This is a genomic window from Rhodococcus sp. IEGM 1305 (assembly GCF_030058635.1).
GTDB lineage: Bacteria > Actinomycetota > Actinomycetes > Mycobacteriales > Mycobacteriaceae > Rhodococcus_F > Rhodococcus_F opacus_D.
Genome location: NZ_JASHKX010000005.1, coordinates 252,286 through 271,290, shown reverse-complemented (window position 1 = coordinate 271,290; position 19,005 = coordinate 252,286). Strand labels below are relative to the sequence as shown.

Here is a 19,005-nt window from a genome sequence, read left to right as displayed (position 1 = left end):
CAGTTTCCTTGCCCGACCACGAGGCCCGCAGCATCTGCGGGCCTCGTGTCGGTGTGGCAGTCCAAGTGTTCAGGCGCGCACCCCAGCCGCCAGCAGGGTGCGCGCCTCGTCGCGACCGTCGAGCAGCCGATTGACGCGCCGGGTCACCTTCCACTCGCCGTCGATCTTGGCGAGCTCCCACCGGTTGGCGGTGATCCGGTGGACGCGGAATCCGTCGTCGTCGTGAATGATCAGCTGCGACTTGCACGTGGCCACCGCGGTGTCACCGTCGACGCGCACGTGCCCGGGCTCGAGCATGTGCGCGCAGCCGCCGCCGATCCAGCCCTGGTGCGCCTGCGACTGCACCATCGCCGTGATGGCCGCATGCCCGCGCATCACCCCGGTGTCGACGTCGTACACACCGTCCTCGGTCCACAGGCGTGCGACCGCGTCGGCCGAACCGCTGTCGATGGCGGGACCGTAGGCGGTCATCAGCTCGAGGATGGCGAGCTTGTCTTCGAGCGCGGTGACGCGTTCGGCGAGTGCGCGGACGAGTTCTTCGGTGCCGGTCATGGACGGATCCTGTCTTCGGTTGCGGTGCGGAAGGAGAGGCCGAGTTCGTCGCCCAGCTGCCGGAGGGCCTCCAGTTGCTCGCAGTAGTGGGCTGCGCTCGTGGACGCGAGGGTGGCGCTGACGACGGTGGTGCCGGCGTCGCGTCGTCGTTCGAGGGCGCGGGTCACGGTGTCGCGGGAGCCGATCGGATCGAGGGGCGCGCCGGCGCTGAGGACCACCTCGAAACCCTCGGGGAGGTCGACTCCGGCGAGCAGCGTGCACAACTCGTCGAGCGACAGGCCGAACGGCACCCACCCGTCGCCGAGCGTCACCGCGCGGCGCAGGGATCGCAGAGTCCGTCCCCCGATCCACAGCGGAACCCGCGGCTGGACGGCGTGCGGTTCGACGACGACGCCGTCGAAGTCGTAGAACGTGCCGTGGTACTCGGGCCGAGGTTGTGACAGCGACGCACGGAGCGCCGCGAGGGCGTCGTCGGCGCGGGCGCCCCGGTCGTCGAAATGGGCGCCGAGCAGGTCGAATTCCTCGCGCAGGCTGCCCACGCCCAGCCCGAGGACGAGTCGGCCGCCGCTGACGACGTCGAGCGTGCCGTAACGCTTCGCGATCTCGAGGGGGTGGTGATAGCCGAGTACCAGGACCTGGGTGGCGAGGCGGATGCCGGTGGTCTGGGCGGCCAGGAACCCGAGGGTCGCGAGCGGGTCCCAGTAGGTGCCGCCGCGCTCGACCGCGACGTCGGTGGGGACGGCGACGTGCTCGCTGCAGGTGAGGTGGTGGTAGCCGAGGCGGTCGGCGGTGCGGGCGATCGCGGTCAACTCCGCGATGCCGGCGCCGAGTTCCCAGTCCGCGCGGACGGCGGGGTGCGCGATGACGATGGGTGGCGCGATTCCTATGTGCATCAGGTGGTTGCTCCGCTGTCGGGGGTCGGTCTGTCGTCACCGTTGTAGTGGAGGTGCCCCGGGGGTCGCGCGGGCGTTCCCGCTGACCGGGCGCGGCGATTGTCCGATTTCTTCCCCGCGGCGGGCACGGCTGGTACATTTTAAGAATTCATTTCAATTTTTGTCGGGCGTATGCGTGTGACCAGGATATTTGGAGGCGTCGATGACTGTCGTCGATTCGGATGATGCACTGTCGGTACCCGCTGCGAAGAAGGATCTGCCACCGTCGATGGTCGAGCGGATGACGCTGATCCTCGACGCCTTCGACGGCCGCACGTCGCGCCTGACCCTCGAGGAGGTCGCGTGCCGCACCCGGCTGCCGCGGTCCACGGTGCACCGCATCCTCGATCAGCTGGTTCGCCTCGACTGGGTCGACCACGCCAGCTTCGGCTACTGCCTCGGACGGCGCGCGATGGGGCTCGGCGGCGGCGACAACGGGCACAGCCAGGTCCGGGCCGCGGCGGCCCCGCTGCTGCACGACCTGCACATGCAGACCGGAATGGTGGTGCACCTGGCCGTGCTGGACGGTGCGGAGAGCGTGTACCTGGACAAGGTGGGCGGACGGATGGCCGCGAGCCTGCCGTCGCGGGTGGGTGGGCGCGTGCCCGCCTACACGACGGCGGGCGGCAAGGCGATGCTGGCGTGGGTGGACCCGGAGCAGGTCGACAGCATGTACGGGCCGCGGCTCAACCGGAGCACGGACCGCACGATCACCGAACTGTCCACACTGCACCAGGAGCTCAACCGGATCCGGCAGCGCCGCGGCCTCGCGTTCGAGCGGGGCGAGGCGGTGCGCGGAATCGGCTGCGTCGGTGTCGCGGTCCGCAGCGCCGACGGGCCGGTGGCCGGCATCTCGCTGTGCGGCGACACGCGCACCGTCCAACTCGAGCGTGTCGCCCCGCTCGTCGTCGACGCCGCCCGGGAAGTCACCCGGACGCTCCACCCCGAACTGGGAACACCCCGTCGCGGCCGCCGGACCCCGGAGATCCCGGACAGCTCGTGGTCGACCGAGACGCTGGACCAGCTCCTCGCGGTGCAGTCCGGGCAATGGCTGTAGCGCCCGTGCGCGTGTGACGAGTCGCTGGACTCGTTACGCGCGCACGGGCCGCGGAGCGGCGTCGATGCCGAAACCGCCCCGGAAGAACACCATCGGACGCTCCTCGCACACCGAGTCGAGTTCCAGGACGCGTCCGATCACGACGTCGTGGTCGCCGGCGGTGTGCACCGACTGCACGTCCGCGTGCACGCGGACGAGGACCCCCGGCAGCGACGGCGTCGACCACCGCGACGGCTCCCAGGCGAGCCCGTCGAACTTGGTGCCCCGGCTCGAGCCGAACCGGACACAGAGGTCCGTCTGGTCCTCGCGCAGCACGTTGATCGTGAAACGCCCCGACCGCCGGATGCGCGGCCATGCTCGCCCGCGGTGATCGGCGCAGAACAGGATCAGCGGCGGCTCCAGGGACACCGACGCGAACGACTGACACGTGAAACCCACCGGACCCTCCGTGTCGAGGCCGGTCACCACCGTCACTCCGCTGGCGAATTGGCCGAGGGCACGGCGCATCTCGTCCGGTGACGGTGCGTCCGAGCGGGTCCCGGGCTGGGTGCCGGCCGGTTCGATTGCCATCAGACCGCCTCCGATTGCTCTTCCGTCGCCGACCCGTTCGACGATCTTCCCCGAGGCTAGGGACGGCCCAGAACCGTCACGAGATGCCGTCTCGGTCAGTGGAAATCCCCGGCCGATGCCTGCGCGCACAGGGCGATGTCTCGCTGACCGGGATCGCTTCTGTCCGAGCCTGGAGCGCGCTGGCAACGTGACCGACCATGACGACTGACTCGAGTTACGAGGGCACCCTGAAGGAGCTGAAGACCGACCTCGGCGTGCTTCGCTACCATGAGGCCGGCGACGGCCCGCCTCTTCTGCTGCTGCACGGCTCCGGCCCCGGCGTGACGGGGTGGCGCAACTTCCGCGGCAACCTCGGCGTCTTCGCCGAGCACTTCCGCACCTTCGTCCTGGAGTTCCCGGGATTCGGGGTCAGCGACGACTTCGGCGGTCATCCGATGCTCACCGCAGGCGACGCGGTACTCCGCTTCCTCGACGGGCTCGGACTGGACGAGGTGGCAATGCTCGGAAACTCGATGGGCGGCATCGTCGCCACCCAGTTCGCCATCGCGCACCCCGACCGGGTCGGCAAGCTGATCACCATCGGCGGCATCGGCAGGAACCTCTTCAGCCCCGGCCCCGGTGAGGGCATCAACCTCCTGATGGAGTTCACGGACGACCCCACCCGGGAACGACTGATCGCGTGGCTGCACTCGATGGTGTTCGACCCCGCGATGGTCACCGAGGAACTGATCGAGGAACGCTGGACGCAGGCAACCGACCCCGAGACCCTCGCCAGCGCCCGCAAGATGTACAGCAGGGCGGCGTTCGAGGCCGGCGCCCGGGCCGCACTCGAGTCCGATGCGACGCCGTACTGGGCTCAGCTGCACAAGGTGAAGGCGCAGACACTGCTCACGTGGGGTCGCGACGACCGAGTCAGCCCGCTGGACATGGCGATCATCCCGATGCGGTCGATTCCCCGGGCGGAACTGCACGTGTTCCCGAACTGCGGGCACTGGGCAATGATCGAGCAGAAGACGGCGTTCGAGAGTGCCGTCCTCGCCTTCCTCCTCCGCAAGGACGGCACCGGACGATGAGCGGCACCGAAGAAAACTTCGACACCACAGTCGATTTCCTCGTCGTCGGCAGCGGTGGCGGCGGCATGGCCGCGGCGATCACCGCGGCCGACCGGGGAATCGACACTCTCGTCATCGACAAGGGCGCCACGTTCGGCGGATCCACCGCCATCTCCGGGGGCGGCATCTGGATTCCCAACGCCCCGACACTGCGGGAGAAGGGTGTGGTCGACTCGCGGGAATCGATCCGCCGCTACCTCGACATCATCACCGAGGGCACGGTTCCCGCCGACCGTCTCGACGCGTTCGTCGACAAGGGCCCCGAGCTGATGGACCTGCTCGACCGCAGCCCGCACATGAAGCTGTACTGGGTGAAGGGCTACTCCGACTACCACCCGGAGTATGACGGCGGCCGTCCGCTCGGACGCACCATCGAATGCACGCCGTTCGACACCCGGGCGCTGAAGGAGGACGAGCAGTATCAGCGGCCGAACAGCATGAAGGGTCCGCTGGGACTGTGGGTCACGTCCAAGGACTACCACGACCTCGCCATGGTCAAGCGCACCTGGAAGGGCCGCAAGGCATCACTGGTCGCGGCGTGGCGGGTGGCGTCCAACGTGATCCGCCGACGCCACATGGCCACCGGCGGCCGCGCACTCGTGGCGCGGATGCGGATGGTCCTCAAGGATGCCGGGGTGCCGCTGTGGCTGAAGACGTCGATGACGGAACTGATCGTCGACGGCACCGGAGCGGTCGTCGGTGTTCTCGCCGAACGCGACGGGCACACGGTCCGGATCGGCGCCCGCCACGGCGTGCTGCTCGCGACCGGCGGATTCGACCACAACCAGGACATGCGCGCGAAGTATCTACCCAAGCACGGCGTCCCGGACGTCAGTGCCGGCGCCCGGGAGAACACCGGCGACGGCATCGTCGCCGGCCAGAAGCTCGGCGCGGCAGTCGACCTCATGGACGACGCCTGGTGGATGCCGTCGGTGCTCCACCCGATGGGCGCCGTGATCCCGCTCGTCTCGGAACGGTGCATTCCGCCGTCGGTGATCGTCAACGGCCGCGGCGAACGCTTCACCAACGAGTCGTCGCCGTACGTGAACTTCGTCCACGACCAACTCGACGGCGGTCACGTCCCGGCGTGGTTCGTGATGGACGGCAAGGCGAAGTCGCGGTACCCGTTCGCGCAGGTGCTGCCGGGTGTGCCGTTCCCGCAGGGGTTCTACGACTCCGGGGTCGTGCACAAGGCGGACACGCTGCGCGACCTCGCCGACGCGATCGGCGTCAAGGCCGACACCCTGGTCGCGACCATCGACCGGTTCAACGGCTTCGCCCGCACCGGCAAGGACGAGGACTTCGGCCGCGGCGACAGCGCGTACGACCGGTACTACGGCGACCCGACGATGAAGAACCCGTGCCTCGACGAGATCGTCGAGGGACCGTTCTACGCGATCCGGTGCGAGGCCGGCGACCTGGGGACCAAGGGCGGACTCGTCACCGACGCCGACGCGCGGGTGCTCCGCGAGGACGGTTCCGTCATCGACGGCCTGTACGCCACCGGCAACACGTCGGCGTCGGTGATGGGCAACGAATACGCCGGTGCGGGCGCGACCATCGGTCCCGCCATGGTGTTCGGCTACATCGCCGCGCTGCACGTCGCCGACGTGAGTGGCGAGGCGTCCCGGACCACGCGACAGCACTCACGTGCGGGAGAGGTGGCGTGATGCTGAGCGATGCGCAGCGACTGTCCGCCGCCCACCTCCTGCGGAACGCCGAACAGGACCGCGCGCCGATCGACCCGTTGACCACCGTATTCCCAGGCATCGACGTCGTCGACGCCTACGAGATCGCGCTGATCAACATCCGCGCGCGGCTGGAGGCGGGGGAGACGGTGTACGGCCACAAGGTCGGGCTGTCGTCCGAGGTCATGCAGAAGATGATGGGCGTCGACGAACCCGACTACGGACATCTGCTGTCGAGCATGGTGTACGCCGAGGGGACGCCGATCGACACTGCTCGATTCTGCTACCCGCGCATCGAGGTGGAGATCGGGTACGTCCTCGGCGAGACCCTGCCGGGGGAGGGATGCACCGAAGAGGACGTGCTGGCGGCTACCGAATACATCGTTCCCAGCATCGAACTGATCGACTCCCGCATCACCGACTGGAAGATCGGGCTCGCCGACACGATCGCCGACAACGCGTCCTCGGCGGGCATGATCCTCGGCGCCGGACGGGTGGAACCGGCGAACGTCGACATCGGCGGGATCTCCGCCGTGCTGTTCCAGGGCGAGGAGGAGATCGCGCGGGGCGAGGCGTCGGCGGTGCTCGGCAATCCCACGAAGGCCGTGGCGTGGCTGGCCCGGAAGGTCGCGAGCTTCGGAGTGCGACTCGAGGCCGGGCACGTCATCCTGCCCGGCTCGTGCACCCGCGCGATCGACGCCCGGCCCGGTGACGTGTTCCGCGCCGATTTCAGTGACATCGGTTCTGTATCAGTAGAATTCAAGTAAAGGCGACAACTGTGACCAAGGCTCTCGCCGCGATCGTCGGATCCGGCAACATCGGCACCGACCTCCTGTACAAGCTCCTCCGCTCGGAGATCATCGAGCCCCGCTGGATGATCGGCGTCGACCCGGACAGTGAGGGACTGAAGCGCGCCACGGACCGGGGTGTGATCGCCAGCGCCGAGGGTGTCGACTGGCTGCTCGCCCAGGACGAGCGTCCCGACATCGTCTTCGAGGCCACGTCCGCCTACGTGCACCGGGCGAACGCCCCCCGCTACCGGGAACTCGGCATCCAGGCCGTCGACCTCACCCCCGCCGCGCTCGGACCCGCCGTCGTGCCCGCCGTGAACATGGGCGAGCACCGGACGGCGCCGAACGTCAACCTCATCACGTGCGGCGGCCAGGCAACCATCCCGATGGTGTACGCCGTCTCCCGGATCGCCGAGGTGGCGTACGCCGAGATCGTCGCCAGCGTGGCGTCGCCGTCCGCAGGCCCGGGCACCCGCGCGAACATCGACGAATTCACGATCACCACGAGCCGGGGCATCGAGACGATCGGCGGGGCGAAGAAGGGCAAGGCGATCATCATCCTGAACCCGGCCGAACCGCCGATGTTCATGAAGGACACCGTGTTCTGCTCCATTCCCGCCGACGCCGACCGGGACGCGATCACCGCGTCCATCCACGACGTCGCAGCGTCCGTGCAGGCGTACGTCCCCGGCTACCGACTGCGCGCCGAACCGCAATTCGACGACCCGACGCCGATCAGCGGTGGCCTCGCCCGGGTCGGCATCTTCCTCGAGGTAGAGGGAGCGGGCGACTTCCTGCCGCCCTATTCCGGCAACCTCGACATCATGACCGCCGCCGCCACCAAGGTCGGCGAGAGCTTCGCGACGCAGATCCTCGGCGCGAGCGTCTGACGCGTCCGCCCCATTCACTCTTCGAAGGAATACCGATGCCTTACAGTGCCGATCTCGACATCCGGGTGACGGACTCGTCCCTGCGCGACGGATCCCACGCCAAGCGACACCAGTTCACCGTCGACCACGTCCGCTCGATCGTCGGGGCGCTCGACGCCGCCGGGGTCCCGGTCATCGAGGTCACCCACGGCGACGGACTCGGCGGTTCCTCGTTCAACTACGGCTTCAGCCACACCCCGGAGCAGGAACTGATCAAGGCCGCGGTGGAGACGGCGGAGCGGGCCAGGATCGCGTTCCTCATGCTCCCCGGACTGGGCGTCCAGTCCGACATCCGGGAGGCTGCGGACAACGGCGCAAGCATCTGCCGCATCGCCACGCACTGCACCGAAGCCGACATCTCCGTGCAGCATTTCGGTCTCGCCCGCGAACTCGGGCTGGAGACCGTCGGCTTCCTGATGATGTCGCACAGCCAGCCGCCGGAGGTTCTCGCGAAGCAGGCCCGGATCATGGCCGACGCCGGCTGCCAGTGCGTGTACGTGGTGGACTCGGCCGGGGCGCTGATCCTGAACGCCGTCAGCGACCGGGTGTCCGCCCTGGTGGCCGAACTCGGCGACGACGCGCAGGTCGGCTTCCACGGGCACGAGAACCTCGGGCTCGGTGTCGCCAACTCGGTGCTCGCCGTCGAGTCCGGCGCCCTCCAGATCGACGGCTCCACCCGGCGCTTCGGTGCGGGCGCGGGCAACACCCCGGTCGAGGCGTTCGCCGCCGTCACCGAGAAGCTCGGAATCCGCACCGGCATCGACACGCTGAAGATCATCGACGCGGCCGAGGACGTCGTCCGGCCGATCATGGACGGCGACTGCCTGCTCGACCGGCTGTCGCTGACGATGGGCTACGCGGGTGTCTACTCCAGCTTCCTCAAGCACGCCGACTCCCACGCCCGCCGGTACGGCGTGTCCGGTGCGGAGATCCTCATCGAGGCCGGCCGACGCAAGCTGGTCGGGGGTCAGGAGGACCAGCTGATCGAGATCGCCCTCGGTCTCGCAGACCGGGAGTCCGCGGGTTCCGCAGTCGCCGAGAAGAAGTCCGCCTAGGCGTTTCGCCGGGTACCGACACCAGAAAGCCGAGATCATCATGGGCCAGGTTCTTGACAGGATCGAACAGTACGCGGACGAGATCCGAGCGGAAGGCGCCGAGGGCGACAAGCTGATGCGCCTGTCCGACACCTCCGCGAAACGGTTGCGCGACTCCGGCGTGATGCGGATGCTGCAGCCCAAGGAGTACGGCGGCTACGAATCGCATCCGCGCGAGTTCGCGGAGACCGCGATGGGCATCGGCGCCATCGACGGGGCCGCGGGCTGGGTCAGCGGCATCGTCGGCGTCCACCCGTGGGAACTCGCGTTCTTCGACCGCACGGCCCAGGACGAGGTGTGGGGCGAGGACTCCGACATGTGGATGGCCTCGCCGTATGCGCCGATGGGTGTGGCCGTGCCCACCGACGGCGGCTACGTCCTCAACGGCCGGTGGTCGTTCTCCTCGGGCACCGACCACTGCGGGTGGATCATGATCGGCGCCGCGGTCGGCGACCGGGACGGCAACCGGGTGATGCCGCCGCAGATCCTGCACGTGCTGCTGCCACGCCCGGACTACGACATCGACCAGGACAGCTGGAACGTCGTCGGACTGCGCGGCACCGGGTCCAAGGACCTGATCGTCAAGGACGCGTTCATCCCGCAGCACCGGACCCTGCAGGCCGACAAGGTCTTCGACGGGTCCGCGCCGAAGGAGTTCGGCCGCACCCAGACGCTCTACAACTTCCCGTTCTCGTGCATCTTCCCGCTCGGCATCACGTCGTCGCTGATCGGCATCGCCGAGGGCGCGCTGGCCTGCCACCTGAATGCGCAGCGTGAACGTGTCACCGTGTCGGGTACCGCGATCAAGGACGACCCGTACGTGCTGTTCGCGATCGGCGAGGCGGCGGCGGAGATCGCGGCGTCGCGCGCGGCGATCCTCGAGACGGTCGACCGGTTCTGGGACATGACCGAGAAGGGCCAGGACGTCTCGTTCGAACTCCGCTCCATCGGCCGGCGCACGCAGACGGCCGCCGCGTGGCGGGCGGTGCGTGCCGTGGACGAGATCTTCGCACGCTCCGGTGGCGGTGCGCTCCAACTGAAGACACCCCTGCAGCGCTTCTGGCGGGACGCCCACGCCGGCCTCTCCCACGCCATCCACGTGCCGGGGTCGATCTTCCACTCCTCGGCTCTGACCCAGCTCGGCGGGGAACCTCAGGGCATCCACCGCTCCATGATCTAGGCGCTCCGCGCCCGTGCGCCTTTCTGGTAGTCCCTGCTACCAGAAAGGCGCACGGGCGGCGGAGTCGCCTCCAGGAAAGGACTTTCACATGACCGACATTCGCGGGCTCGGCTACCTCAGGATCCAGACGAAGGACGTGCCACGCTGGCGTGAGCTGGTGGTGGACGGGCTGGGCATGGCCGAGGGTGCCGGCCCCGAGCCCGACGGCCTGTACCTGCGCGTCGACGAGCGGCGGTCGCGGCTGATCGTCCTCCCGGGCGACACGGACACGGCACTCGCGGTGGGGTGGGAGGTGCGCGACCAGTTCGCCCTCCAGCGGGTGCGGGAGCAGGTGGAGAAGTCGGGTGTCACGGTCGACGTCCTGTCCGAGGAGGAGTCGCGCCACCGCGACGCAGAGCAGGTGATCGCGTTCGACGATCCGTCCGGCACACGGGTGGAGGTGTTCTTCGGGCCCGTCCTCGACCACAGTCCGGTCGTCACCCCGCACGGCGGCCGGTTCGTCACCGGCGCACAGGGTCTGGGGCACGTGGTCCTCCCGACGCCGGCGTTCGAGGAGGCCTACACGTTCTACACCGAGGTGCTGGGCTTCCTGCCGCGCGGGGCGATCCGGCTCGGACCGGCCGACGCCCCGGGACCGGCCCGCCGGGTGCGGTTCATGGGTGTCAATCAGCGCCATCACACCCTCGCGTTGTGCCCTGCGCCGCACAGCGGCGAACCCGGGATGGTGCATCTGATGACGGAGGTCGACACGCTCGACGCCGTCGGGCAGGCACTCGACCGGCTCGGCAAGCTGGGCTTCTCCATCTCGTCGACCCTCGGCCGCCACACCAACGACCGCATGGTGTCGTTCTACGTGCGTGCCCCCGGCGGCTGGGACCTCGAGTTCGGCACGGAGGGCACGCTCGTCGACGAGACGCACTACACCGCGGAGGAGATCACGGCGGACAGCTACTGGGGTCACGACTGGTCGGGTTCCGAGCCGCTGGCGGCGTTCTCATGACGTTGTCGCGCGCCCGGATCGGCGCGGTGGCCGCGCTCGTCCTCCTCGGCGGAAGTGGCTGTTCCACGGCGACTTCCGAGACGGCGACGGATCCGGCTGCGCTCCGGCCGGGACAGCTGCTGTCCTCCCGCGCCGTCGCGGACGGTCCGGCCCTGCCGAGCGCCGGACGGAACGAGGTGATCACCTACGCGTCGCAGGACGGCAACGGCGACCCCGTCGTGGTGTCGGGCGCCGTGTCGATTCCTCGCACGCCGGCACCCGAGGGTGGATATCCGGTGATCAGCTGGGCGCACGGCACGACCGGCGTCGCGGACGCGTGCGCCCCGTCCGCGGATTTCGCCGGCGGCCCCGCCCACGGCTATCTCTCCGGGGTGAACGCGTCCCTCGACGACTGGGTCGCCAAGGGATATGCGGTGGTGAGCACGGACTACCAGGGTCTGGGCACGCCGGGCATCCACCCGTACGTCAACGGTGACACGGAGACGAACGCCGTCGTGGACATCGTCCGCGCCGCCCGTGCGATGGATCCGGCGGTCGGCTCGACGTGGTTCGTGATCGGCCACAGCCAGGGTGGGCAGGCGGCGTTGTTCACCGCCGCGCAGGGCGGGGAGCGCGCGCCGGAACTGCACCTCGGTGGTGCGGTGGCGATCGCGCCGGGCAACGGGCTCGACCAGACGCCGCAGTACTTCCGTTCGGGTGTTCCGGGTATCGAAGCGGCCGAGGCGTTCCTCCCGCTGATCCTCCTTGGAGCCCAGGCCGCGGATCCGGCCATCGACCCGTCGACGTTGCTGACGGAGCGGGCGCAACCGCTGCTGACGGTGGCGCGGACCGGGTGCATCGACGACATCCGGAAGGTGCCGCCCGTGCCCGCCGGTCAGGTCTTCCGTCCCGACGCCGACCTGGGACCGCTCACCGAGTACCTGGCCCGCCAGGAGCCGTCGCGGGTCCACGTGCAGGTCCCGACGCTGGTCACGCAGAGTTCCGGCGACCTGGTGGTGAGCAAACCGTCGACGGATCTGATGGTGAAGACGTTGCAGGAGAACGGGAACGAACTGACGTATCGGCCGTACGAGGGTGCGGACCATCGCGGGACGATCGGCGCGTCGCAGAAGGACGCGCAGGAGTTCGTCGCCGGGATCCTCGCCGGCTGAGGATGCCGGGACCTCGCCCGACGACACGACTATCAACAGAATGTTGACAACGGACTGTTGATGGCGTGAGCTGGTCGGGTGACCACCGACGACCAGACACACGCCGCCGAGCTCGATCAGGCACGCACGACGCTGAACGAGGCCGGTGCCGCGCGGCTCGAGCGGCGTCCCTGGGAGCATCCCGGGCAGCCACGTTCGGACACCGACCTCGTCAGGTTCGCGGCGTGGGCCGGCCGGGACGCACAGGGCACGGACCCGGCGGTGCTCGCGGCCGGGCTGCGGCTGCTGTCGTCGGCTCGGGTCGAGCTCGATCAGATCGAGTCCGGCCTGCTGTTCGCTGCCCGTGCCGGTGGGATGACCTGGCCGCAGATCGCGCAGGCGCTCGGCCTGGGTTCGGCGCAGGCTGCCCAGCAGCGCCTGAACCGGGTCCTTGCCCGGGCCGGCGACCGCGACGCGGAGGCCTGAACGTGCCGATCGTGCCCCTGCCGGACGCGTCCGAGCGTTGCGGTGCCAAGGCCCGCAACCTCGGCCTGCTGCTGCGTGCCGGATTCCGGGTGCCCGCGGGATTCGTGATACCCGACCCGCTCGGCGACCCGGGTTGGGAGCGGGCGATCGAGGCCGGACTGCACCGTCTCGGTCCGGGTCCGTTCGCGGTGCGCTCGTCCGCCCTCGCGGAGGACGGCGCCGAGTCTTCGTTCGCCGGACAATTGGCCACGACGCTCGGGGTCACCACCACCGCCGAGGTGATCGAAGCGGTGCATCGCAGCGCCGCGTCGTGCTCCTCACCCGAAGCCGTCGCCTACGCGGCTCGCACCGATCGGGAAGCTCCGGCGTCGGCCGGGGTGATCGTGCAGGTGATGGTGCAACCCGCGACGGCCGGAGTCATGTTCACCCGGCACCCGGTCACCGGGGCCGAGCAGGTGGTGATCGAGGCTGCGCGGGGCCTCGGCGAGGCAGTCGTGGCCGGGACCGTCACTCCGGAGGCGTACCTGGTCGACGGTGTGCACGTGCAGGTCGCCCGGCACCGGGGCGGGCAACTGCTGACCACTGCCCAGGCTCTGGCCCTCGCGGCGCTGGGACGCGACGTCGAGAGCCTGTTCGGGTGCCCGCAGGACATCGAGTGGGCGATCGCCGGCGACGACATCTGGGTCCTGCAGGCCCGCCCGATCACGACCGCGTCCTCCGCCGCGCTGCCGGTGCGAGCAATGCCGGGGGAGATGCTGCTGACAGGCGTCGCAGCCAGCCCGGGCACCGCTGCCGGGCCTGCGCGGATCATCGGCAGCCTGGACGACTTCGCCCGCTTTCGTTCGGGCGACGTGCTGGTTTGCCGAACGACCTCGCCGGCGTGGACGCCGCTGCTGGCCCGCGCGTGCGCGGTGGTCACCGAGACGGGCGGGATGCTCGCCCACGCCGCGATCGTGGCCCGCGAATTCGGCATCCCGGCAGTCCTGGCAGCGGCGGGGGCCATGACCACCCTGACCGAGGGCCGACGGGTCCGCGTCGACGGCACCCACGGGCACGTCGGCGCCGCGGGGAGGATGTGATGTCGCACCGCACACCGACGGACATCCTGGTGCTGCACGCCGTGCGGATCCTGGGCTACGCGGAGACCGCGCGCATCGCTGCCCGGTTCGCGCTGCTTGCAGGACTGGCAGCCGAGCACCTGCTCGATGCCGAGGCCCGTGGGTGGGTCACCCACACCGACTTTGCCGGGGACGGCGGCTGGTCCCTGACCGAAACCGGGAAGGTGCACGGCGAGCGACTGCTCGCCGCCGAGCTCGACCGGTGCGGCACCCGCGCCGTGGTGGTGCAGGTGCACCAGGACTTCCTGCCGCACAACGTCGCCGTGGCGGACGCGTGCACCGCCTGGCAGCTGGCCGAGATGGGCCTCGGCGAGGCGACCATGACCCTCGACGAGACGATCACCCGCCTGGCGACCGCGGCGCACGACCTGGGCGAACTCGAGGCGCGCCTGGTCGCGGGCATGGACCGGTTCGCCGGCTATCACCATCGGTTCGCCGGCGCCGTCGAGCGAGCGGGTACCGATCCGGGCTGGATCACGGCAACCGACCGCGACTCCTGCCACCGCGTCTGGTTCGAGTTCCACGAGGACCTCGTCGCTTCCCTCGGCCTGGCCCGATGACAGGCCTAGTCTCGACTCATGGGCCTGCGACTGCGAGACAGCATCGGACGTCAGTTGCGCGAGCTTCGCTACGAGCCGACGGCGAAGCGGATCCGTGCGGTGCTGAACGGGACCACGGTGGTCGACAGTGACCGTGCGGTCCTGGTCTGGGAACCGCGGCGCGTCGTTCCCACGTACGCGGTGCCGTCGGAGGACATCGACGCGGAGTTGGCGCCGGAGCCAACGGATTCGGTGCCGGCGGAGGGAGCCGGTGACGTCGGGTTCGCCCTGCCGGACGTGACGACGCTGCGGGTCCTCGATCCGCGGGTGCCGTTCTCGGTGCACAGCACGGCGGGCGAACCCGTCGTGCTCCGTACCGCCGGCACAGGGTATGCCCTGGGGTTCCGGCCCGGCGCCGAGGATCTGACCGGGTACGTGGTTCTCGATTTCGACGGCTTCGACCGTTGGCTCGAGGAGGACGACGAGATCGTCGGTCATCCGCACGACCCGTTCCAGCGCATCGACGTTCGCCGCACGTCCCGCCACATCCGGGTGATGCTGGGCGACACCCTCCTCGCCGACACGCGGCGGGCGAAAATGCTGTTCGAAACACTGCTGCCGGTCCGCTACTATCTGCCGCCCGGCGACGTCGTCGCGGAACTGCAACCGAGTGCGACGACGTCGTACTGCGCCTACAAGGGCGAGGCCGCCTACCGGTCCGCGGTCACCACAGGCGGAGTGCTTCACGACATCGCGTGGCGATACGACGAGCCCCTCGTCGACGCGTCGGAAGTTCGGGGACTCGTGGCGTTCTTCGACGAGCGGCTCGATCTGGTCGTCGACGGTGTGGCCCGGCCTCGGCCGGTGACCCCCTGGACCTAGTACTCCTCGCGGGTGCCGGTGTCTGCGCGCCCGAGGACGATCTCGAGCGCACGGGCCTCGTGCGCGTGTCCGAGCAATTCGTATCCGACGACCGTGACGACCGGTGCCAGCATCACCACGATCAGGCACCACGCCATCGACACGCCTTGCGCCGCCAGCACCAGTGCGAGCGCGATCGTGGCCGCGGTCAGGACGAGGAGCAGGATGTGGAACGGGTCGGGCACCCGCAGCAGATACGTATACAGCGCGTAGACACCCGCGAGGAAGATCGCGACGGGTGCGGCGACGGAGAGCACCGTCGCCGTCGCGCCGATATGGGAGGCGTGTTCGATGTAATACGCCGCCACGTGTAGTCCGGCCCCCACCGCGGCCAGCGACGCGAAGAGCGCGATGTGGCTGTAGCCCCAGACGAACGACCGGCTGCGATACACCGCGAGCACCTCGGCCGACGGCAGGGTGTAGTACACCCACCACAGTCCGAACGTGAGTCCGATGCCGGCGACCGCGACGAGTATCGCATCGAGTGTCCAGCCCTGGTGTTCGACCACGGCGGACAGCGATGCCACGGTGCCGATCACGCCCTCGCCGAGGGTGATGATGACGAGCAGCCCGTGACGCTCGACGATGTGGTGTGCGTGCCAGGGTGTTCCGCCCTTGTACCGTTCGGCGATGACGGGGCTGGTCAGCTCGACGAGGATGAGGATCGCGCCGAGGCCGAACGCGTACTCGACGGTGAGGGGCGCGATCACCAGTGCGACCCAGCCGATCTGCGCGAGGACGAGCATCGTGGCATACGTCAGTGACGCGGAACGGTGCTCGGGGTCGTGTTTGGCGGCGCGCAGCCATTGGAACACCATGGCGATGCGCATGACGATGTACCCGGACACCATCACGGAATTGTCGAGTTCGACTCCGCGGTCGATGGACGCGAACATCGGAGGCATGCCCAGCGCCAGGATGACGACGCCGATCATCTGGATCATGGTGGTGACCCGGTAGATCCAGTCGTCGGTGTCGTAGGCCGACGCGAACCAGGAGAAGTTGATCCACGCCCAGATGATCGAGAACATCGCGAACGCGAATCCCGCCAGCCCGGCGGCGACGTGTCCTTCGGCAACGAGGTGCGCGAACTGATCGCCCGCGACGCCGAACGCGACGACGAACGTCAGGTCGAACAGCAGCTCCAGCGGCGTTGCCGCACGGTGTTCCTCGTGCGGATCACGCCCGACCATCTTCTGGACACGGTGGGCGAGGTTCCTGCTGTTCGGTGCCGGTTGTCCGGGCGTGTTCACGGCGGCCCGCTACGGAGTTCCCTGGTCTGCCTGCACCACGAGGTCCGCGACCGCGCCGGGCTGGGACACCAGGACGGCGTGCGACGCAGAAACTTCCGTGATCCGGGCTCCCGCGCGCGTGGCCATGAACCGCTCCGCAGCCGCCGGAATCACGCGATCGTTCTGAGCGACCATGGCCCAGCTGGGTGTCGACGCCCACGACGGATCGACGGTCGGCTCGAGGTTCGCGACGAGCGCAGCCGACTTCTGGTGCGCGATCATCCCGGCGACGGTGGCGTCCGGGACGTCCTGGGCGAACACCTCGTGGAAGCGGCCGGGATCGATATACCCGTCGAGGTTTCTCCCGGCGATTCCGGTGGGATCGTTCTCGACGACCTTCACCTGCAGCACCGGCGGGAGCAGCTGGCTGCCCGGGAACCGGATCGGGTCGAGGTTCAGCATGACCGGCTCGCCCTGCGCCGGGGCGAAGGCCGCCACGTAGACGAGGGCCTCGACATTCGGCGAATGCACATTGGTGATGACCGCGCCGCCGTACGAGTGACCGACGAGCACCACCGGTCCCGGGATGTCCGCGAGCACCTTCTCGATGGCGGCGGAGTCGTAGGCCGGTCCGCGCAACGGGTTGTCCGGGACCACGACTTCGTACCCTCGGCCGCGCAGTTCCGCGGCCACCGCATCCCAGCTGGTCGTGTCGGCGAACGCGCCGTGGACCAGCACCACCGTCGGCAGATCCTGGGCGAGGGCCGGTCCGGCCCCCACGGTCAGCGTGCCGGCAGCCGCGATCGCGCACGCGGCAACGGCGGTTCGAAGTCGAAGAAGTCGCATCACTCGTCTCCCGAGTCAGGAAAGAACACAGTGGTTAGGGGTGAAGGGGCCTGCGCGCCAAGTGTAGTCGCGTGACGACAGGCATCGCCGTACGAGAGCAACGCCGTGGCCTGGCCCTTCGTCGCTGAGATTACTCGCCCGCAGCGCGGTCGGCACCATTTCGGCTAGCGTGATCGGAGGGGGACGTTCCGCTCGTCTGTGCACGCTCCGCCGTCGTCAGGAGGAACCCCGTGGATCTCGCCTTACGTGGCACCGTCGCCGTGGTCACCGGAGCCAGCAAGGGAATCGGGCTCGCCATCACCCGCGCGCTCGCCGCGGAAGGCGCGTTCGTGGTGGCGGGGGCGCGTTCGCCCAGCCCCGAACTGGAAGAACTCGTCCGCGGCGGAACGGTGGAGGCGGTGCACGTCGACCTGTCGACCCCCACCGGTCCGGGCGAACTCGTCGCCGCCGCCACTGCTCGGGGCAGTCTCGGCATCGTCGTCAACAACGTCGGCGCCGCCCACCCCAGACTGACCGGTTTCCTCGACGTGACCGACGAAGACTGGATCACGACGATGAATCTCAACCTGATGTCGGCGGTGCGGACGATCCGCGCCGCCCTGCCCACGATGATCGCGGCGGGCAGGGGAAGCATTGTGACCACGAGTTCGGTCAACAGTTTCCTGCCCGACCCCACCGTCATCGACTACTGCGCGTCCAAGGCCGCGCTCACCAACTTCTCGAAGGCTCTGTCGAAAGAGGTGGGACCGTTGGGTATTCGGATGAACACCGTCAGCCCCGGCCCGGTGTCGACCGCCCTCTGGCTCGGCGACGACGGGGTCGCCGCCACGGTGGCGCGCGCCGCAGGCGGTGACCCGGAGGCAGTGGCGGAGCGTGTCGCGGAGCAGGCGGTCACGGGCCGGTTCACCCGCCCGGACGAGGTGGCGGATCTCGTCGTCTTCCTCGCGAGCGACCGGGCGGGCAATGTGACGGGCTCCGATTTCGTGATCGACGGCGGACTCGTCACCACCCTCTGACGTCCGCGGCTACCGGCGGCCCAGAAGGTTCCGCATACCCTCGGCTGCCCCGCGCACGAGTGCGTCGCGGGGGAAACCACTGCGTTTGCGCGCCGCGTCGTAGTTGCCGCCCGCCACCCAGACCGGCCCGTCGGCGATGTGCGCGAGCCCCTCACAGGCAACGTCTTCGGGTTCGGCGACGTTCATTCCGGGAAGATCGAAGTTCAGGCCCGCCCGGACCATCGCCGGCGTGCGAGTGACGCCGAGGACCAGTTCGACCACGTGGACGCTGAACGGCGCGAGTTCGAGCCAGAGGCTTTCCGCGAAGATCCGGCCGAACGCCTTGGATGCGGCGTAGATGCTCTGGTCTTCCGAACCCAGGTACCCGGCCAGCGAACCGACCAGCACGATGCCACCGTGGCCGCGGTCCTTCATCCTCGCGGCGAAATGCTGCGAAAGGTGCAGCTGCGAGGTGATGGTTAGGTCGATGACGCGCTGGAAGCCGGTGAGGTCTCCGCTGACGAACTCGTGTCCGTAACTGTTGGCTCCGGCGTTGAAGATCAGCAACCCGACCTCGACGTCGTCGGTGGCCGTGCGGATCCGGTCGAGGGCGTCCGGATCAAGGAGATCGAGCGCGAGTGTGCGCACCAGGACGCCGTGGGCGCGGACCTTGGCCGCGGTCTCCTCGAGTGGCCCGGGCTTACGGGCGATCAGCGCGAGGTTGATCCCCGCGCGGCCCAGTTCCTCGGCGAAACTCGCGCCCACACCCTCGGAGCCGCCCGCGATCACGGCCCACGGACCGTAGTGCTCGGTGTCGATCATGTTGTGTCCTT

The 19,005-nt window shown here is 69.2% G+C and carries 20 protein-coding genes; 14 read left to right on the top strand and 6 right to left on the bottom strand.

Annotated elements, in window-relative coordinates:
- Positions 1-69: 69 nt before the first annotated feature.
- Together QM693_RS12465 and QM693_RS12460 are read right to left on the bottom strand one after the other, a co-directional pair.
- Positions 70-552: a nuclear transport factor 2 family protein gene (locus QM693_RS12465; protein ID WP_283352485.1), complete on the bottom strand. Its 483-nt coding sequence runs from the start codon at positions 550-552 to the stop codon at positions 70-72.
- On the bottom strand, positions 549-1,445 hold the full coding sequence (locus tag QM693_RS12460) for a TIGR03619 family F420-dependent LLM class oxidoreductase (RefSeq protein ID WP_283352484.1): 897 nt from the start codon (positions 1,443-1,445) through the stop codon (positions 549-551). Before QM693_RS12460 ends, QM693_RS12465 begins: the two co-directional genes overlap by 4 nt.
- Before the next feature lie 202 nt (positions 1,446-1,647).
- On the opposite strand from QM693_RS12460, the gene QM693_RS12455 reads away from it, so the two are divergent.
- Positions 1,648-2,541, top strand: a complete 894-nt coding sequence (locus QM693_RS12455; protein WP_280781481.1) for an IclR family transcriptional regulator — start codon at positions 1,648-1,650, stop codon at positions 2,539-2,541.
- 33 nt (positions 2,542-2,574) lie between these two features.
- Here the strand turns inward: QM693_RS12455 and QM693_RS12450 are convergent, their stop codons facing one another.
- Positions 2,575-3,111: a flavin reductase family protein gene (locus QM693_RS12450; protein ID WP_283352483.1), complete on the bottom strand. Its 537-nt coding sequence runs from the start codon at positions 3,109-3,111 to the stop codon at positions 2,575-2,577.
- A gap of 197 nt (positions 3,112-3,308) precedes the next feature.
- Here QM693_RS12450 and QM693_RS12445 point away from each other — a divergent pair, with 197 nt between their 5' ends.
- The 12 genes from QM693_RS12445 to QM693_RS12390 all read left to right on the top strand — a co-directional run bounded on the left by QM693_RS12445 (position 3,309) and on the right by QM693_RS12390 (position 15,060).
- Positions 3,309-4,184 (top strand): alpha/beta fold hydrolase, encoded by an 876-nt coding sequence (locus QM693_RS12445; protein WP_283331399.1) that lies wholly within the window; start codon positions 3,309-3,311, stop codon positions 4,182-4,184.
- Positions 4,181-5,893, top strand: a complete 1,713-nt coding sequence (locus QM693_RS12440; protein WP_283352482.1) for an FAD-binding protein — start codon at positions 4,181-4,183, stop codon at positions 5,891-5,893. The genes QM693_RS12445 and QM693_RS12440 overlap by 4 nt, the downstream gene beginning before the upstream one ends.
- The gene (locus QM693_RS12435) at positions 5,893-6,678 is read left to right on the top strand and encodes a 2-keto-4-pentenoate hydratase (RefSeq protein WP_283352481.1); all 786 of its coding nucleotides are present in this window, start codon (positions 5,893-5,895) and stop codon (positions 6,676-6,678) included. Before QM693_RS12440 ends, QM693_RS12435 begins: the two co-directional genes overlap by 1 nt.
- A gap of 11 nt (positions 6,679-6,689) precedes the next feature.
- Positions 6,690-7,592 (top strand): acetaldehyde dehydrogenase (acetylating), encoded by a 903-nt coding sequence (locus QM693_RS12430; RefSeq protein ID WP_283331397.1) that lies wholly within the window; start codon positions 6,690-6,692, stop codon positions 7,590-7,592.
- Positions 7,593-7,627: 35 nt separating this feature from the next.
- Complete coding sequence (gene dmpG, locus QM693_RS12425) at positions 7,628-8,686, top strand: 4-hydroxy-2-oxovalerate aldolase (protein WP_280781487.1); 1,059 nt, start codon at positions 7,628-7,630, stop codon at positions 8,684-8,686.
- A 40-nt stretch (positions 8,687-8,726) separates the two neighbouring features.
- Entirely contained in the window at positions 8,727-9,905 is a 1,179-nt protein-coding gene (locus QM693_RS12420) for an acyl-CoA dehydrogenase family protein (RefSeq protein ID WP_283352480.1), read from the top strand.
- 88 nt (positions 9,906-9,993) lie between these two features.
- Complete coding sequence (bphC, locus tag QM693_RS12415; protein ID WP_283352479.1) at positions 9,994-10,905, top strand: biphenyl-2,3-diol 1,2-dioxygenase; 912 nt, start codon at positions 9,994-9,996, stop codon at positions 10,903-10,905.
- On the top strand, positions 10,902-12,056 hold the full coding sequence (locus QM693_RS12410; RefSeq protein WP_283352478.1) for an alpha/beta hydrolase family protein: 1,155 nt from the start codon (positions 10,902-10,904) through the stop codon (positions 12,054-12,056). Before bphC ends, QM693_RS12410 begins: the two co-directional genes overlap by 4 nt.
- Before the next feature lie 78 nt (positions 12,057-12,134).
- Positions 12,135-12,521: a hypothetical protein gene (locus tag QM693_RS12405; protein ID WP_283352477.1), complete on the top strand. Its 387-nt coding sequence runs from the start codon at positions 12,135-12,137 to the stop codon at positions 12,519-12,521.
- Positions 12,522-12,523: 2 nt separating this feature from the next.
- Positions 12,524-13,600 (top strand): PEP/pyruvate-binding domain-containing protein, encoded by a 1,077-nt coding sequence (locus QM693_RS12400; RefSeq protein WP_283331392.1) that lies wholly within the window; start codon positions 12,524-12,526, stop codon positions 13,598-13,600.
- Positions 13,600-14,199: a hypothetical protein gene (locus QM693_RS12395; RefSeq protein WP_283352476.1), complete on the top strand. Its 600-nt coding sequence runs from the start codon at positions 13,600-13,602 to the stop codon at positions 14,197-14,199. The genes QM693_RS12400 and QM693_RS12395 overlap by 1 nt, the downstream gene beginning before the upstream one ends.
- 18 nt (positions 14,200-14,217) lie before the next feature.
- Positions 14,218-15,060 (top strand): DUF427 domain-containing protein, encoded by an 843-nt coding sequence (locus tag QM693_RS12390; protein ID WP_283352475.1) that lies wholly within the window; start codon positions 14,218-14,220, stop codon positions 15,058-15,060.
- Here QM693_RS12390 and QM693_RS12385 read toward each other — a convergent pair.
- Positions 15,057-16,292 carry a low temperature requirement protein A gene (locus QM693_RS12385; RefSeq protein WP_283352501.1) on the bottom strand — a complete coding sequence of 412 codons (1,236 nt, stop codon included), beginning with the start codon at positions 16,290-16,292 and terminating at the stop codon, positions 15,057-15,059. The two genes, QM693_RS12390 and QM693_RS12385, sit on opposite strands and share 4 nt — an antisense overlap.
- Positions 16,293-16,361: 69 nt before the next feature.
- Positions 16,362-17,177: an alpha/beta hydrolase gene (locus tag QM693_RS12380; protein ID WP_283352474.1), complete on the bottom strand. Its 816-nt coding sequence runs from the start codon at positions 17,175-17,177 to the stop codon at positions 16,362-16,364.
- A 230-nt stretch (positions 17,178-17,407) separates the two neighbouring features.
- Between QM693_RS12380 and QM693_RS12375 the strand changes: the two genes are divergently transcribed.
- Entirely contained in the window at positions 17,408-18,193 is a 786-nt protein-coding gene (locus tag QM693_RS12375; RefSeq protein WP_283352473.1) for an SDR family NAD(P)-dependent oxidoreductase, read from the top strand.
- A gap of 9 nt (positions 18,194-18,202) precedes the next feature.
- Here QM693_RS12375 and QM693_RS12370 read toward each other — a convergent pair whose 3' ends face one another.
- Positions 18,203-18,994 (bottom strand): SDR family NAD(P)-dependent oxidoreductase, encoded by a 792-nt coding sequence (locus tag QM693_RS12370; protein WP_283352472.1) that lies wholly within the window; start codon positions 18,992-18,994, stop codon positions 18,203-18,205.
- Positions 18,995-19,005 lie beyond the last annotated feature (11 nt).

What these genes read in the sequence shown, in the direction of transcription:
- QM693_RS12465 (WP_283352485.1), bottom strand. Translation starts at nt 552, where the DNA reads ATGACCGGCACCGAAGAACTCGTCCGCGCACTCGCCGAACGCGTCACC.
- QM693_RS12460 (WP_283352484.1), bottom strand. Translation starts at nt 1,445, where the DNA reads ATGCACATAGGAATCGCGCCACCCATCGTCATCGCGCACCCCGCCGTC.
- QM693_RS12455 (WP_280781481.1), top strand. Translation starts at nt 1,648, where the DNA reads ATGACTGTCGTCGATTCGGATGATGCACTGTCGGTACCCGCTGCGAAG.
- QM693_RS12450 (WP_283352483.1), bottom strand. Translation starts at nt 3,111, where the DNA reads ATGGCAATCGAACCGGCCGGCACCCAGCCCGGGACCCGCTCGGACGCA.
- QM693_RS12445 (WP_283331399.1), top strand. Translation starts at nt 3,309, where the DNA reads ATGACGACTGACTCGAGTTACGAGGGCACCCTGAAGGAGCTGAAGACC.
- QM693_RS12440 (WP_283352482.1), top strand. Translation starts at nt 4,181, where the DNA reads ATGAGCGGCACCGAAGAAAACTTCGACACCACAGTCGATTTCCTCGTC.
- QM693_RS12435 (WP_283352481.1), top strand. Translation starts at nt 5,893, where the DNA reads ATGCTGAGCGATGCGCAGCGACTGTCCGCCGCCCACCTCCTGCGGAAC.
- dmpG (WP_280781487.1), top strand. Translation starts at nt 7,628, where the DNA reads ATGCCTTACAGTGCCGATCTCGACATCCGGGTGACGGACTCGTCCCTG.
- QM693_RS12420 (WP_283352480.1), top strand. Translation starts at nt 8,727, where the DNA reads ATGGGCCAGGTTCTTGACAGGATCGAACAGTACGCGGACGAGATCCGA.
- bphC (WP_283352479.1), top strand. Translation starts at nt 9,994, where the DNA reads ATGACCGACATTCGCGGGCTCGGCTACCTCAGGATCCAGACGAAGGAC.
- QM693_RS12410 (WP_283352478.1), top strand. Translation starts at nt 10,902, where the DNA reads ATGACGTTGTCGCGCGCCCGGATCGGCGCGGTGGCCGCGCTCGTCCTC.
- QM693_RS12395 (WP_283352476.1), top strand. Translation starts at nt 13,600, where the DNA reads ATGTCGCACCGCACACCGACGGACATCCTGGTGCTGCACGCCGTGCGG.
- QM693_RS12390 (WP_283352475.1), top strand. Translation starts at nt 14,218, where the DNA reads ATGGGCCTGCGACTGCGAGACAGCATCGGACGTCAGTTGCGCGAGCTT.
- QM693_RS12385 (WP_283352501.1), bottom strand. Translation starts at nt 16,292, where the DNA reads ATGGTCGGGCGTGATCCGCACGAGGAACACCGTGCGGCAACGCCGCTG.
- QM693_RS12380 (WP_283352474.1), bottom strand. Translation starts at nt 17,177, where the DNA reads ATGCGACTTCTTCGACTTCGAACCGCCGTTGCCGCGTGCGCGATCGCG.
- QM693_RS12370 (WP_283352472.1), bottom strand. Translation starts at nt 18,994, where the DNA reads ATGATCGACACCGAGCACTACGGTCCGTGGGCCGTGATCGCGGGCGGC.